The organism is Halarcobacter mediterraneus, assembly GCF_004116625.1.
Classification (GTDB): domain Bacteria; phylum Campylobacterota; class Campylobacteria; order Campylobacterales; family Arcobacteraceae; genus Halarcobacter; species Halarcobacter mediterraneus.
The window spans coordinates 51,245-65,733 of sequence record NZ_NXIE01000004.1; the positions used below are offsets into that span (position 1 = coordinate 51,245).

Below are 14,489 nucleotides of genomic sequence, written 5' to 3' on the forward strand. Positions count from 1 at the left end.
GATTCTTAATTATATAACCTCTCTTGGGATATTAGCTTTTAAAGCAGTTGTTATTTCATAGGTAATTGTATCATGAATTTTAGCTAATTGTCTAACATCATCAAAAATACAAACTTCTTCATCAGTAGAGTTTATGGAACAATTATCCATAGAAACTCTTCCTAAGATTTCATATCCCTTTGCAGTTAGATATTTTTTCTTACCATTTAATCTAAAAAAACCATCTCCATACCCAACATCATAAGTTGAACTATTTATTTTTTCACTTGCTGTATAAATTCCACCATAACCAATTCTTTGTTTTGGATATATTTCTCTTGTAGATAATTTTTTTGCCCAAAGTGACATAACGGGTTTTAAATTTGGATTATTAAAGCAAGAATCGGTATCAAGATAACCATAACAAGCTATTCCTACTCTTGCCAAATCTTCATCAAAATTCTTAAACCTAAATAAAGCAGAAGAGTTAGCCGAATGGAACTTTGGAATGGGTAAAAAAAGTTTTTCACATATTTTCAACACTGCTTTTTTTACCTGTATAAAATTTGACCTTTGCCAAAAGAATTCACATGATAATTCATCGGCAGCTCTATAGTGTGTGAAAATTCCTGTTATATTTAAATTTTTCCTTAAAGCCCCATAAATAGCCGTTTCTATAGAATCAATAGAAATTCCATTTCTGTGCATTCCTGTATCAATTTTAAGATGAATATTCGTATTTTCGGGTACTCTTTCAAGTTGTTCAATACTGTTCACAGCTATGTGAAAAGTATGTGAATAGTTGTGAAAAGTTGTGTCAGCTAAGATTAAGATTTGCTCAAAAAATGACTCTACTTTTTTCGCTTCTTTCAAGTCTCTTACTACGGCATTTTTTATTCCAAACTCTTTTGCTAATGAAGCAATTTCTAAAATTCCATGTCCATATGCATTATCTTTAAGAACTACAGCAACTTTTTCTATTGCACCTGCTTGTTTTGTAATAAGTTTTAGATTATGAAAATAATTTTGTTTATTTAGAAGAATTTTTGCCAAAGTTAACCTTCTTGGTTTTTAAAGTAATCAATTATTAAAATAGCATCTTTTTCATTTAGAACTTCTTTTAAATCTTTAAAGGATGCTTCTTTAATTTTTTCAAATGTTCCAAAATAAAGTAGAAGTTTTTTTACCTTTGCTTCACCTATACCTTTTATTTGTAAAAGTGAAACTTGTTTATCTTCTTTTCTTTTTTGTTTTTTATGAAATGTTATAACAAATCTATGGGCTTCATCTCTTTGTCTTTGTACAAATTGAAGTCTTTGATCACTAGTTTTTAATCTTAAGTTTCTTATAACACCAGTTTTATCTTTATAATGAATGATATCTTTTGCTGCACCTTTAGCTCTATGTGCTTTTGCATCGACTTTCTCTTTTGCAATGGCAATAATATCTAAGTTTGCTCCAGTAGATTGGATAATATCATATGCTAATTTTAATAAAGTTTCTCCTCCATCAATAATCCAAAGATCAGGTGGAGAAACTTTTTCAAAACTTTGTACTCTTCTTAAAAGCATTTCTCTCATTTGAGAATATTCATCTTTTGATTCTAGATTATAATGTCTAAATTGTTTTCTATCAAATGAGTTTTCTTGTTCATTCCAAACAACCATTGCTCCTACAGTTGCTTGTCCCATCATATGGGAATTATCAAAACTTTCAATTATAGATGGAATGGTTTGCAAATTAAATAACTCTTTTAATTCTTCATAAATTGTAGTTTGATTTTTTGTAGATTCAATTCTCAATAGTTCACTACAATTATTTAAAGCAATATCTATAAGTGATTTTTTCTTATTTTTTTTAGGGTTTATTATTTTTATATTTCTATCAAATCTTTGTTTTAAAAATTCTTCAATATCTTCTGATTCTTCTAGTTCTTGTGCTACTAAAATTTCTTTTGGTAGTAATGGAATTTCATTATTGTAGTAATTAATAATTGCTCTTTGATAAGCTTCATTTAAATCAATCTCTTTATTATCTTCAAGGAAATCTAGTTTTATAAAATCATGGGAAGAAGAAGCAATTTTTCCATCTCTTATAAACATTCTTACAATAACGGCTTTTTTTGTAGCAGCTTTTATTGCAAAAAGGTCTAAGTCCTCGTTTGATGCTAAATCAATTCCTGATTTGATTTGTGATTTTTCAATTGATTTTATTCTATCTCTTATTTTCATAGCTTCTTCAAATCTGAACTCTTCAGAGTATTGCATCATTTTATTATTTAATTTTGAAATTAGTTTGCTTTTATTATAAATATAGTCACATGCTTCATCTACAAGTTTTGCATATTGTGCTGTTGAAACTTTACCTTCACAAGGAGCAAGACACTTTTTTATTTGATAAAATAAACAGGCGGTTTTCCCTTTTATACAAGATTTTTTTTGAACAAGAGGAACTATTTCATAAATAGAATCAAGCATATCTCTAGCCCCTGTTGAATAAGGACCAAAATATTTGATATTTTTATTTTTATGTATTTTTCTTGTTATTTCAAGTCTGGGAAATAATTCACTATTGTCAAGCATAATATATGGATAAGTTTTATCATCTCTTAACAAAATATTATATTTTGGTTTTAATTGTTTTATAAGTGAGTTTTCTAAAATAAGAGCTTCATGTTCATTGGGTACTACAATCCATTCTAAGGCTCTAACTTCAGTAATCATTTTATAAATACGAGGACCAAGTTTTTCTGCTGGTTGAAGTTTTGGAGTGAATTTAAAGTAAGATTTAACTCTATTTTTAAGTACTTTTGCTTTTCCTATATAAAGTAAATGTCCATCTTTATCAAAGTATTGATAAACACCAGCTTCATTTGGAAGCTGCTTTAGTTTTTCTTCTAAATTCATTTTATGATTTTATCTAAAAAATATTTGTTTAGTGATAGTTTATATAATAAGGTTGAATTTTAATATTTCTAGTTCCCACATTTTCTAGTCCTAAAATTTGTTTAGGAGTCATTAATGGTTTTTTATCATTCTTATAGAAAATTTTAAATCCACTTGTTGCAATATCTGATTCTACTTTTGAGTAAAGGTTATTATATATTTGAACTTTTATACCACTTTGTCCATGTCCATCAATATTATAAATTAACTCAATATTATCGTAATTTTTCACAAGTTCTTTTTTTCTTAGCATTCTTTTATGAAACATATGAACAATAAGTTTTTTCTTCTCTTTAATTCCATGTTCTTTTAAATAGTTACTTATTAATTCTTGAGCTTCATTTACATCATCTCCATAAATATGTCCAATATATTTTCCTGGAGGATATTTTCTATGTTTAGGAATTTTGAATTCAGGGTCTAAAGCAAGGTGAACATTTTCATATTTCAAATATTTTAATACTGGTTTTAAAGCTTCTTTAGGTGAATAAACTCCAAGTTGTAAATCAATGATTACAGCAAAACCTTCTTCTTGAGCTCTTTTTATATATTTCATTACAGTTCTATCTGGAAGATTAATGATATAATCATTGTCTCTACCTGCATCTCTTGTTGCAAGTCCATAAATTAAGTGAAAAGCAAGGTGAACATCAAAATTTGTTCCTAACTCTTCAGAATAGTATGTTCCTTTTTCTTTTAACTTTTTTACCATTTCATCAATAGGAGTTTCACCTAAAATTCCTAAAGATGGAGTATAAGGTCTTCCATAAAAACCAACCATAACTTCATTTTTAATTGAAGCACTTTCTTTTATCTCTTCTATTTCTTTTACTTCTTGTATTTTTTGTGTATTTATGTCTTTTTTTACTTTCTCTTCAAGAGGTGTAGTATTTGCATAAGAACTATTAATAAAAATAGCAAAAATGAAAATAAATAAGTTTAAAGTTTTGTTCATTTGGAGTATCACTTTTTTATAGTATTTTATAATGGAAGTATATACAAAATAATTAAAATAAAATTTAAAAACTCACTTTAAACCAAAGTTTCCAGTAATTTTTACACAATTTTTTATAATTTTTAAGTTTCTTATAATACAATTTTTTTACATTTGAGAAATAGTGTTTTAGAAGTAGTTTTTCTTCTTTTTTATTTAACTTAAATTTAAGACATAAAGTAGCTAAATCAAAAAATCTATTATTGATTTTTGAAAACTCCCAGTCTATAAAAAGTATTTTTTCTGAAAAAATGATATTTTCTTGGTTTAAGTCGTTATGACATAAAACAAAATCTTTTTTAGTAGTTTTTGTTTTTTTCAAAAGTTTCAATGACTTTTTAATGATTTTTTGTGATATTTTATCTTTTAATACTTTTTTATAGGTATTAAATTCATTTTCAAAAGAATAAGAGCGTTTTTTTATTTTTATTTTATGTAGTTTTTTTAGTCTTTTGGCAATATTTTTTATTTGAGTTTTATTTAACTTTTTTTTATGAATTCCATTTATATATTCATAAATCATAAATTTATTTTTTTTATCTAAAAATATAGGTCTTGCAGTTAAACCTTTTTTATAAGCTTTATATTGTATTTTAAACTCTTGCTTTCTATTTATTTTTAAATGATGTTTTTTCTTAAAAATACGAAGTATATAAGTATTTTCAAGGTTTGTGATTTTATATACATCATTACACAAACCTTGATGTTTAGTTTTTTGCATTTACAATAATTTTAATATATCATCTTCTATATCTTCTGGTTTTGTCGTAGAACCAAATCTATCAATAACTTCACCTTTTTTATTTATTAAAAATTTTGTGAAATTCCATTTTATACTTTGAGTTCCTAATATTCCAGACGCCTCTTTTTTTAAATAAGTATAAAGTGGATCTTCATTTTCTCCATTTACATCAATTTTTGCAAACATATCAAAATCAACTCCATATGTTAATCTGCAAAATTCAGCAATCTCTTTATTTGTTCCTGGTTCTTGGTTTGCAAACTGATTTGATGGAAAACCTAAAATCATAAAGTCTTTGTTTTTATATTTTTCATATAATTTTTCTAAGCCTTCATATTGAGATGTAAAACCACATTTACTAGCAACATTTACAATTAAAAGAACCTTACCTTTGTACTTTGATAGAGAAACTGCATTTCCTTCAATATCTTTAACTGATAAATCATATAAAGTAGTCATTTTATTATCCTTTGCATATAATGTATTTAAAATTAATAAAAATACTATTAATAAACTTCTTAGAGACATTTTATTCCTTTTTGTTTATTTTAACTTATTTTTTTGTTTTTTAGTAGTTAAAAAAGATTTGTTTTATCAAAAATAATATCATTATTATTCACAAATCTATTACACTTTTTACCTTCTAATGCAATACAAATATCTTGCCATTTTTTAGAGTGACCAGCATTTTCATCACTAAAGTCACCTAAAATAAACATTATAGCATGGGCATACTCATGGGGTAAAACATCATCAATCATATAATCTAAACTCTCTTTGAACCTATTTTTATTTAAATATATTTCAATTTTCCCAGTTTTTTTTGAGTATGTGGCAATGCCAAAAAATTTGGCAGGTAATTTATCAGATATAATTAAAGGTACTTTTCTTGTAATACCAAATTTTGTATAAGCTAAACTTTGTAAATATAAATATTTTTTTTGAATTCTTTCTTGAATATTTTTTTCTAAAGGAGAATTTTTAAATTTATAACTATTATATAATGAGTAAATTAAAAGAATACTTCCCATTATTATGGTTGTTATGAAAAATATTTTTAATCTATTTAAAAACATTAAAGACCTCTATGAAAAGGCTTTTAATAATATATCTTTATAGTGATTTAGTTTTTGCATTAATTCATCTCCATGATCATTTATATCTGGATGATATTTTCTTGCAAGTTCTTTATATCGTTTTTTTATTTCTTCTTTTGTTGGGTCTTGACTAAATCCAAAAAAATCTTTTGCTTCTTCTAGTTCAGAAAAGCTTGTAGGATTTTGAAAGTTTCCGTTTCTAAATTGTTCTTGAAAGTCATTAAAATTAAAATTATTAGCTCCAGCTTGAGAAAAGTCCTGCCCATTAAAAGTAAATTTAAAATGAGTTCCTTCTTGTGAAGCTTCTCTTAGCTTTTTTTTAAATTGATAAAATGCAAAATATGCAATTGAAATTAAAACAAAAAGTATAATTAAAAAAGTACCAAAATTAGTAAATATTAAATACAATATTCCAAAGAAAATTGCCCATTTAATAAGACTACTTATAAGTTGTGCCAAATTCACTTCCTATTATTTTAGATTGAGAATGTATTATAGTATTATAAAATATATTCTTAGCTTATAGTATAAGAGTAAAAGTATGATTAGAAAATCATACTTTTATTTTAAAGGTTTTAGAATGTTTCCCATTCATCATCATCTTTTTGTGCTTGAAAAGTTTTTGTTGTATTAGTTTTTTGTTCTTGTTTTTTAGGTGCATCATTTTTAATGCTTTTAGTCTCTTTTTTTGCAGGAATACTTTGTTTTGGTGCTTTTATTTCATTTGTTGATCTTGTATTATTAGAAGTAATCTTTACATCATTTTTACCTATAAAGTTTTTACTTTGAGCATCTGCAACAATCTCTTTTGCTATTTTATCTGTTTCAAGTGCAATATCTTGTGTTCTATTTGCAATGGCAGCATTTTCTTGTGTTTGTTTATCTAATGAGTTAATAGCATCATTAATTTGAGTAATTCCAGTTTCTTGTTCTTTACTTGCATTAGAAATTTCATTAATTTTTTCTGTTGAATTTTTGATATTATCTAATAATGAATTGTATCCTTCAATCATTTTTGTACTAATATCTTTACCTTCAGATGCTTTTTGAGTAGCATTTTCAACTAAATCTTTTATTTCCTTTGCAGCTTCAGCGGATCTATTTGCAAGGTTTCTAACTTCTTGTGCAACAACAGCAAAACCTTTTCCAGCTTCACCAGCAGTAGCTGCTTCAACAGCTGCATTTAGTGATAGAATATTTGTTTGAAATGCTATTTGGTCAATTACTGTTATTGCTTCATTAATTGATGTTACTTGTTCATTAATATCATCCATTGCTGAAGAAGTATTTTGAGCTAGGTTTTGACCTTGTTTTGCAGAAGCATTTAAATCAGTTGTATATTGATTCATTTGAGTGATATTTTCACCATTACTAACTATTGTACTTGTGATTTCTTCCAGTGCAGCAGCAGTTTCTTCTAAACTTGCAGCAGCAGAGTTTGCTGAGTTATTTAATGTGTCTACATTATCGATTAAAGTATCAGATGAGTTATCAAGAGTTAATCCTATTTCTAATGATTTTTTAAGAAGCTCTGAAATACTTGAACCTAAACCATTTACTCCGTTTGCAAGTTGTTTTAAGTGGGCTTTAATACCTTGTGTAGAGACAATATTTGTATAGTTTGAATTTGAATATTCTGATAATACATTTAAAATACTATCAATATTTTTTTCTAAGTTAGCACTCATATGATTAATCATTTTAGTTAGTTCGTTTAAAGCTTCATTTGAAGAATTTAAATTTATTTTAGATTCAAAATCCCCTTGCTCATATTCTTTTAGGATTTTAACTGATTCATTTATTACAAGTCTATCTTGGTCAATATTAGCTTTTGTCATTTGAATATTTTCATTTACAAGTTTTGCCATTTGTCCAAATTCATCATTACTTTTGTCTGATAAAGGTTCTACATGGTCTATTTCATTATTTAAATACCTAAAGAATGTCATAAGTCCAGCTTTAAAATCATTTAGACTTGAAATAATATTTTTTGATAAGAAAATAGAAATGATTAAGAAAAGAATAACTGATAATACAACAATAACTATTAATACCATTGTTTGTTCATCTAGTGCATCATTTTTTTGATCAATTGCATTTTTATTTATTTCTACTAAATCTTTTTCAAGTTTTATACCTACATCTACCATTTCTTTAATAAGTTCAGAGATATTACCTGATTCTTCAATTATTCCATTATTAAAATCTTGAACTCGTTGAGAAGCAAATTTATCAAAGTCTATAATATACTCATTAGCTAAATCTTCTATCTCTTTAGCTAAGTTTATATTTTCTTTAGAATCTAAAGTTTTTAATAGTTTATTTGCTTCAGTTTCTAATTTTTGAAAGTCATCTCTAACAGTATTTGCTAGTTCTTCAGAAGGGCTTCTTAAAAATTGATAAACAGAAATTCTTCCTTTTAAAACATATTGAACCATTAGGTCTGTTGTTTTTGTATTATGTTCTTTTATTTTTAAATGATTGTTATAATAAGTATAAATACTACCTGCAGCAATCGAAATTATTAAAAATAAAATGGGTAAAACCATTAATTTAACTTTTGTAGATACATTTGAAAACAAATTAACTCCTTAATATTATTGTTAATATAAATAATTATACATTTTTTTCACATATTAATTGCTTAACAGTATAAGCTTTACTTATAATAAATAATATTTTTATAATTTTTGCTCTTTTAAGGGTAATTCAATATAGAATTTTGCCCCTTCTTTTTTATTTTTAAAGTAGATTTTTCCATTACATTGAGTGGTTATTAACTCATAACAAAGATAAAGACTAATACCTGTTCCTATTGATTCATGTTTTGTAGTAAAATAAGGATCAAAGATTTTGTCTTTATATTCTTCTTTTACTCCTCCTGCATTATCTTCTATAGTTATTAAGACTTTATTTTCAATTATTTTTTTTATTCTTATTTTTACTTCTTTTTTGCTTGTTTTATTATTCTTTATTAAAGCTTCTTTAGAATTATTTAAAACATTTAATAGTACTTGTATTAAATCTCCAACATTTATATTTATATATAAATCTTCTTCATGGAATTTTTTTATAATATCAATTTTTTCATATTCAAAAGTTTTTTCAATTATTTTTAAAGCATTATTAACTCTATCTTGAACAATAACAGTCTTTTTTTCTTCTTCAGTATCATTAAGAAATTCTCTAAATTCATCTAAAGTTTTTGATAGAAATTGTGTTTGTTCATTTATTGAAGATGTTAACATTTCAAAAGTTTTATCATCTAGATTGTTCATCTCTTTATGAAGACTAAGTCCACTTGAACTTGTTGAGATTATATTTAAAGGTTGTCTCCATTGGTGTGCAAGATTATTTAATAACTCTGCAAGTGAAGCCATTTTTGATTGATTTAAAATAGAAGCATCTTTTTTTCTATTTCTTTTTAATTCTAATTGTATTCTTCTATCTAAGTTTTTATTGGTTTTTTTTAGTTTTTCATTTGCAATTTTTTGCATAAAAAATAAATAGAAAATTAATGTCAATGCAATAATACTAAAAGAAGAAAATATAAAAAAGTTTCTTTTTGCATCTTTTATAAAAAAGTCTTCTTCACAAATGCACAAAGCAGCAACTACTTGATTTGATATTGGGTTTTTTATTGGAATAACTGTTTTTATTAAATTCAATTCTTCAATAAAAGTAGAAAAAGAATTACCTTCAAGAATTTTATTTGTATAATCTACTGAGTCTTTATGTACACTCAAAGGTTTGTATTTATTATAAACAGATTTTTCAAAATAAAAGTCTTTGTTTGGACTTTGTAGATAATTACTTTTTTCTTCTTTAAAAACTTTTTTGTCAACAATATCTTTTCTTATAAGAAAATTAGAGTTTGTATCATAGTTTTCTTTTATAGAATCAATTAACGCAAGAACAGAGAAAGATATTTCAACACTTCCTATATGAATATTATTATAGTTTAAAGGATAAACAAATCTAAATCCATTGAAAATTCTTCCTTCTTCAAAGCCATGGGTATACTTTTTTGTTTTATTTGCAATAGAAACAGTTAGTCTAATATTGCTTAAGTTATCTCCAAAAATATTGGGTCTATGCATTCTTAAAAAGGATTCATTATTTGGTAAATGAAAGTGTAGTTGTTTAAGATTATATACTTTAAGTTGCTTGTATTTATCCTTTAAAAGATTATACAATTTCCCTCTAATTAACATTTTTTGAGTTTTATTTGAAGTGTATGCATTTTTGTAAAGACTTAATATCTCATTTGTATTTATTTCTGTTTCAAAGACAATATTTGCAATTTGTTTATATCTATTATAAATTGATTTATAGTTTAAATAATGCTTTGTAGTTTTTTTCTGTAAATACTCTTCAGTTGTTTTTTTATAGTTGGAATAAAATAAAAATAATAATAGGAAAGATAAGAGACTATAAATCATGGCAAATTTAAAAATAATTTTCTTATTCATGGTATATTCCTTTAAAATCGTCCCATATAATAATTGTAACATAAAAAAACACTATTTTTAAATTACTTGTGTTTATTAATTAATAATAAGTAATATTTTTGTTAAATCTACTATAAGCTTAATATTTATAAAGTATGATTATAATTACTTTAATATAAAGTGTTAGGGAGAAAAATGGATTATAAAGAGTTTGAAAAAGCAGTTGATCTTTTTGGTATTATTACAAGAATCTCAAAAAAAGATTTAAAACAGAAATATTTAAAATTATCAAAGAAATATCACCCTGATATGGAAACTGGAAGTGATGAAAAATTTCAAGAACTGCAAGAAGCTTATGAATTGTTAAATTCATATATGGATTCTTTTGTGTTTTCTTTTGATGAAGATGAATTTAAAACACAATTTCCCTCTTTCACAAATTATAAAAACTGGAAATAATAAGGAGTTTTTATGTTAAATAACAAAAAAATAAAAGAGTTAATATTAAGTACTTTAGTAGCAGATTCATATTCTTTAGGTTCACATTGGGTATATGATGAAAAACAATTAGAAAATTTGGATATAAACTGGGAAGAATTAAACGAGCCTAAAGCCCTTTGGCATAAAGGTAAAAAAGCTGGTGAATTTACTCACTATGGAGATCAAACTTTATGGTTATATCAATATATTCAAGAAACGCAACACTTTAGCATAGATGAATATACAAAATATTGGCTTGATAAAATGCAGTGTTATGATGGTTATATTGATGGTGCAACAAAAAACACTTTGAAAAACATAGAAGAAAATATTAGTCCAAGTGGTTCTGAATCTACAGATTTATCAATTATAGGAAGAATTGCTCCTTTACTTTTAGTATCTGAAAATAAACAAGAATTTTTTGAAAATGTAGAAAACTTTGTAAAAATAACTCATAACTCAAATGAAGCTGTAACTTCTTCAAGATTTTTTGCTGAGCTTTTATTTGAAGTTTCAAATACAAATGATATAAAAGTTTCAATAGAAAAATTAAAAGAAAAGTTTGATAGTAGAATACAAAATTTTATTGTAGAAGCAATTGCTTCTAAAGATGATGATACCTTTGATGCAATAAGAAAATTTGGTCCAGCTTGTGATATAAATGGTGGATTTCAAAGTGTTATTCATCTTTTATTTAAATATGATAATCTAAAAGATATGCTTATTTACAATGCAAAAGCAGGTGGAGAAACAAGTGCAAGAGCTATGCTTGCAACTTTGATTTTTATGGCACAAGAAAATAAACATTTAAGTCAAATACCAAACTCTTGGTTAAATATAAAAGCAACGATAATATAAGGATAAAGATGAGAAGATTTATGAAATTCTTCCAAGATAAGTTTTATATAGAAATTATAATAGCTTCTATTCTTTTTATAGTAGCCTTGTTTTTAAATTTGATGTTAGAGTTTATAATTTATATGTTGTATTTTATAATTTATTTAGAAATAGTTAGGGCTGTAATAAATTTTATTAGGGAGCAAAGAGTTATTATCTCTTTTTTAGTTGATGCTTTTATAATTTTGGCTTTAAGGGAATTAATTGTAAACCTAGTTAAGATTAATAATGAAAAAATAGACTCTTTTGATGCTTTACTTTCTAGCAATTTAAATTACAATATTTTAATTATTTCAGGTGTTATACTTTTTCTTTTTATTGTAAGGTATCTATCAATAAAAACCTCTCCAAAATATTTAATTGAGAAATTAAAGAAAGAGAAAGAAGAATCTCAGTAATAGAAAAAATCTATTACTGAAATTATATATTTAGTTCATATCAGGTTTTGGTGTATTTATTGTACTTGCTGGTAAAATAGGGTAAGAAACATCAGGTTTTTCACCTGTTAATGCTTTTAAGAAAGTAACAATTTTTTTAGAATCATCATTTGAAATTGAAATTCCTAATTGAGTAGACCCCATTTCTTTAACTGCATCTGCTAAAGACCAAATACCACCATTATGGAAATATGGTGCTGTTTCTTCAATATTTCTTAAAGTTGGAGTTTTTACCATACCATTTTCATCACCTTGAAAACCACCTAAAGATGCAAACTTATATTTTTTTGCTACTTGGAATGGTTGCATAGTTCCACCTAAACCAATATCATTATGACATGATGCACAACCTTTATCTACAAAAAGGTTTAAACCTTCTTTTTCAGCAGGAGTTAATGCATCTAAGTCTCCATGTAGAAACTTATCAAATCTTGATGGAGTAACTAAAGTTCTCTCAAAAATAGCAATAGTATCTGCAATAAGTTTGAAATCAATTTTTACATCATCTCCATAAGCTTTTTTAAATTCTTCAACATAAGCAGGAATAGAAGTTACTCTAGCTACAACTAATTCAGCAGGTGCAGCCATTTCTGGACCAGCTTGGATTGGACCTTGAGCTTGATCTTCTAAGTGAGGACTTCTTCCATCCCAAAATTGTACTTTATTTAAAACAGAGTTATAAACTGTAGGTGAGTTTAAATGAGCTGGATTTGCAGTCCATTTATGTCCAACTGCAGCTGCTACACCATCAGCTCCACCTAAACCTAAATTATGACAGGTATTACATGAAATAAGACCACTTTTTGAAAGTCTTGGTTCAAAATATAATTTTTTACCTAACTCTACTTTGTTTTCAGTAATTGGATTTTTTGGATCATCAACTAATTTTAATAGTTCTAATTGGCTTTGAGGAATTGGTTTAACACCTGAGTTTTTTACTTTTTCTAATAATTCAGAATCACTACTTGCCAAAGCACATGTTCCTACTAATACTAAACTTGCTACTACACTTGCCGTTTTCATATTCATCTCCTTTTTATATGATAATTTAAATCATAGGATAATTTTTATTAAATAAAAATTAAAATAAATAAAATATCTTTATTATTAAATAAAATTAATCTTAAATTAAGGAATGTGAAAAAATAAGGTATTTTTGAAAAGAAAAAATTATAAGAGATTTACTCTTATAATTCTATTTCTAAAGCTACAGGACAGTGATCACTTCCTAAAACTTCTCCCATAATATAGGCGTTTGTAATATTATCTTTTAAGTCTTCACTTACATAGAAATAATCAATTCTCCAGCCAACGTTATTTGCTCTGGCATTTGCTCTATAACTCCACCAGCTGTATGAATCTTTGATATCCCCATTTACATGTCTAAAAGTATCAACATATCCATGAGCTAGAAACTTATCAATCCATTCTCGCTCCATAGGTAAGAATCCAGAAGTCTTTTCATTTGCTTTTGGTCTTGCTAGGTCAATTTCTGTGTGAGCTGTATTTACATCTCCACATACGATTATAGATTTTCCTTCTTTTTTTAGATTTTCACAATGTTCTAAAAATCTATCATAAAACTCCATTTTATAAACAAGTCTTTCTTCTTTTGATTGTCCATTGGGGAAATAAACATTAAAGTATGCAATCTCTTTGTCTCCTAGTTTAAAGTGAGCTTCGTTTATTCTTCCTTCATCAAGTATATCAACTGTAGGGCAGTTACAAGTGAAGTGTGGCTCTAAATCAGTAAAAAGTGCAACACCACTTCTACCTTTTATTGCAGAACTTGATACATGAAGATTTTTATAGTTTTTATCAAAAATAGTTTCTGGGATTTGCTCTGCTTGTGCTTTTGTTTCTTGTAATCCTAGAATATCAATATTTGTTTCATCTACCCATTTTAAAGCTTCTTTTTTATCAACAGCTCTAATTCCATTTACATTCCATGAGATAAATTTGTAATTTTGTTTTGCCATTTAGTTCCTTTTTTCTTTCTTTTCTTCTATTTTTAAGTCTTTAATTTCTTTTATATCTTTTGGTTCTTTTATAGATAACTCTTTTAGAGATTTTAGTTCTTGCTTTTGATTCATAAAAGAACCAGAACTAAGACTATCTTTTTTCCCTCCATGCATATCAATCTTACCTTTTTCATTATAAGTATTATTTGCAAATATTGTATTTATTAATAATAAAATTAAGATACTAGCTTTCAACTTTTTTCCTTTTTAAATTATGATACATTCCATATATAGTAATTGCTATCCAAAAAACTTCAATAACAAAAGAACCTAAGTTGAAATGTACAAATAGTGAAATCAAAAGTAATATTGCACCAAATAAGTTTAAAACTTGATAAGGTAAAGAGTGTATAGTATATTTATTAGTTTGGAGTAAAAAATATGCTATTACTACAAAAAGCATACCTGCAAAGCCTATAAATTGATAAATGTCCATTTCCAATTTT

16 protein-coding genes are annotated in these 14,489 nt (G+C 25.7%); 3 read left to right on the top strand and 13 right to left on the bottom strand.

Going from position 1 to position 14,489, the window contains the following annotated elements:
* Positions 1 to 9 precede the first annotated feature (9 nt).
* The 9 genes from CP965_RS10040 to CP965_RS10080 all read right to left on the bottom strand — a co-directional run bounded on the left by CP965_RS10040 (position 10) and on the right by CP965_RS10080 (position 10,229).
* Positions 10 to 1,032: an alanine racemase gene (locus CP965_RS10040; protein WP_129061978.1), complete on the bottom strand. Its 1,023-nt coding sequence runs from the start codon at positions 1,030 to 1,032 to the stop codon at positions 10 to 12.
* Between the two features lie 2 nt (positions 1,033 to 1,034).
* Complete coding sequence (gene uvrC, locus CP965_RS10045) at positions 1,035 to 2,885, bottom strand: excinuclease ABC subunit UvrC (protein ID WP_129061979.1); 1,851 nt, start codon at positions 2,883 to 2,885, stop codon at positions 1,035 to 1,037.
* A gap of 28 nt (positions 2,886 to 2,913) precedes the next feature.
* Positions 2,914 to 3,879, bottom strand: a complete 966-nt coding sequence (locus CP965_RS10050; RefSeq protein ID WP_129061980.1) for a hypothetical protein — start codon at positions 3,877 to 3,879, stop codon at positions 2,914 to 2,916.
* A gap of 64 nt (positions 3,880 to 3,943) precedes the next feature.
* Positions 3,944 to 4,639: a phosphotransferase gene (locus CP965_RS10055; protein ID WP_129061981.1), complete on the bottom strand. Its 696-nt coding sequence runs from the start codon at positions 4,637 to 4,639 to the stop codon at positions 3,944 to 3,946.
* Positions 4,640 to 5,119 (bottom strand): glutathione peroxidase, encoded by a 480-nt coding sequence (locus tag CP965_RS10060; protein ID WP_129062198.1) that lies wholly within the window; start codon positions 5,117 to 5,119, stop codon positions 4,640 to 4,642.
* Between the two features lie 116 nt (positions 5,120 to 5,235).
* Entirely contained in the window at positions 5,236 to 5,736 is a 501-nt protein-coding gene (locus CP965_RS10065) for a SprT-like domain-containing protein (RefSeq protein WP_129061982.1), read from the bottom strand.
* Between the two features lie 9 nt (positions 5,737 to 5,745).
* The gene (locus tag CP965_RS10070; RefSeq protein ID WP_129061983.1) at positions 5,746 to 6,222 is read right to left on the bottom strand and encodes a J domain-containing protein; all 477 of its coding nucleotides are present in this window, start codon (positions 6,220 to 6,222) and stop codon (positions 5,746 to 5,748) included.
* A gap of 110 nt (positions 6,223 to 6,332) precedes the next feature.
* Positions 6,333 to 8,339: a methyl-accepting chemotaxis protein gene (locus CP965_RS10075; RefSeq protein WP_129061984.1), complete on the bottom strand. Its 2,007-nt coding sequence runs from the start codon at positions 8,337 to 8,339 to the stop codon at positions 6,333 to 6,335.
* Between the two features lie 99 nt (positions 8,340 to 8,438).
* The gene (locus CP965_RS10080) at positions 8,439 to 10,229 is read right to left on the bottom strand and encodes an ATP-binding protein (RefSeq protein ID WP_164971015.1); all 1,791 of its coding nucleotides are present in this window, start codon (positions 10,227 to 10,229) and stop codon (positions 8,439 to 8,441) included.
* A gap of 174 nt (positions 10,230 to 10,403) precedes the next feature.
* Here CP965_RS10080 and CP965_RS10085 point away from each other — a divergent pair, with 174 nt between their 5' ends.
* Genes CP965_RS10085 through CP965_RS10095 form a run of 3 tightly spaced genes read left to right on the top strand, consistent with a single transcriptional unit; the run spans position 10,404 to position 11,983 of the window.
* Positions 10,404 to 10,667, top strand: a complete 264-nt coding sequence (locus tag CP965_RS10085; RefSeq protein ID WP_129061986.1) for a DnaJ domain-containing protein — start codon at positions 10,404 to 10,406, stop codon at positions 10,665 to 10,667.
* Positions 10,668 to 10,679: 12 nt separating this feature from the next.
* Positions 10,680 to 11,546, top strand: a complete 867-nt coding sequence (locus CP965_RS10090; protein WP_129061987.1) for an ADP-ribosylglycohydrolase family protein — start codon at positions 10,680 to 10,682, stop codon at positions 11,544 to 11,546.
* 8 nt (positions 11,547 to 11,554) lie between these two features.
* The gene (locus CP965_RS10095) at positions 11,555 to 11,983 is read left to right on the top strand and encodes a phosphate-starvation-inducible PsiE family protein (RefSeq protein WP_129061988.1); all 429 of its coding nucleotides are present in this window, start codon (positions 11,555 to 11,557) and stop codon (positions 11,981 to 11,983) included.
* Between the two features lie 30 nt (positions 11,984 to 12,013).
* On the opposite strand, the gene CP965_RS10100 is transcribed toward CP965_RS10095, so the two are convergent.
* The 4 genes from CP965_RS10100 to CP965_RS10115 all read right to left on the bottom strand — a co-directional run bounded on the left by CP965_RS10100 (position 12,014) and on the right by CP965_RS10115 (position 14,479).
* Entirely contained in the window at positions 12,014 to 13,045 is a 1,032-nt protein-coding gene (locus CP965_RS10100; RefSeq protein WP_129061989.1) for a cytochrome-c peroxidase, read from the bottom strand.
* A 164-nt stretch (positions 13,046 to 13,209) separates the two neighbouring features.
* A complete protein-coding gene (locus CP965_RS10105; RefSeq protein WP_129061990.1) occupies positions 13,210 to 14,001 on the bottom strand; it encodes an exodeoxyribonuclease III in 792 nt (263 codons plus the stop codon).
* A complete protein-coding gene (locus tag CP965_RS10110) occupies positions 14,002 to 14,238 on the bottom strand; it encodes a hypothetical protein (RefSeq protein WP_129061991.1) in 237 nt (78 codons plus the stop codon).
* Positions 14,228 to 14,479 (bottom strand): CBU_0592 family membrane protein, encoded by a 252-nt coding sequence (locus CP965_RS10115; RefSeq protein ID WP_129062199.1) that lies wholly within the window; start codon positions 14,477 to 14,479, stop codon positions 14,228 to 14,230. Before CP965_RS10115 ends, CP965_RS10110 begins: the two co-directional genes overlap by 11 nt.
* Positions 14,480 to 14,489 lie beyond the last annotated feature (10 nt).

Coding starts and splice junctions, on each gene's coding strand:
- uvrC (WP_129061979.1), bottom strand. CDS start 2,885: ATGAATTTAGAAGAAAAACTAAAGCAGCTTCCAAATGAAGCTGGTGTT.
- CP965_RS10050 (WP_129061980.1), bottom strand. CDS start 3,879: ATGAACAAAACTTTAAACTTATTTATTTTCATTTTTGCTATTTTTATT.
- CP965_RS10055 (WP_129061981.1), bottom strand. CDS start 4,639: ATGCAAAAAACTAAACATCAAGGTTTGTGTAATGATGTATATAAAATC.
- CP965_RS10060 (WP_129062198.1), bottom strand. CDS start 5,119: ATGACTACTTTATATGATTTATCAGTTAAAGATATTGAAGGAAATGCA.
- CP965_RS10065 (WP_129061982.1), bottom strand. CDS start 5,736: ATGTTTTTAAATAGATTAAAAATATTTTTCATAACAACCATAATAATG.
- CP965_RS10080 (WP_164971015.1), bottom strand. CDS start 10,229: ATGAATAAGAAAATTATTTTTAAATTTGCCATGATTTATAGTCTCTTA.
- CP965_RS10085 (WP_129061986.1), top strand. CDS start 10,404: ATGGATTATAAAGAGTTTGAAAAAGCAGTTGATCTTTTTGGTATTATT.
- CP965_RS10090 (WP_129061987.1), top strand. CDS start 10,680: ATGTTAAATAACAAAAAAATAAAAGAGTTAATATTAAGTACTTTAGTA.
- CP965_RS10095 (WP_129061988.1), top strand. CDS start 11,555: ATGAGAAGATTTATGAAATTCTTCCAAGATAAGTTTTATATAGAAATT.
- CP965_RS10100 (WP_129061989.1), bottom strand. CDS start 13,045: ATGAAAACGGCAAGTGTAGTAGCAAGTTTAGTATTAGTAGGAACATGT.
- CP965_RS10105 (WP_129061990.1), bottom strand. CDS start 14,001: ATGGCAAAACAAAATTACAAATTTATCTCATGGAATGTAAATGGAATT.
- CP965_RS10115 (WP_129062199.1), bottom strand. CDS start 14,479: ATGGACATTTATCAATTTATAGGCTTTGCAGGTATGCTTTTTGTAGTA.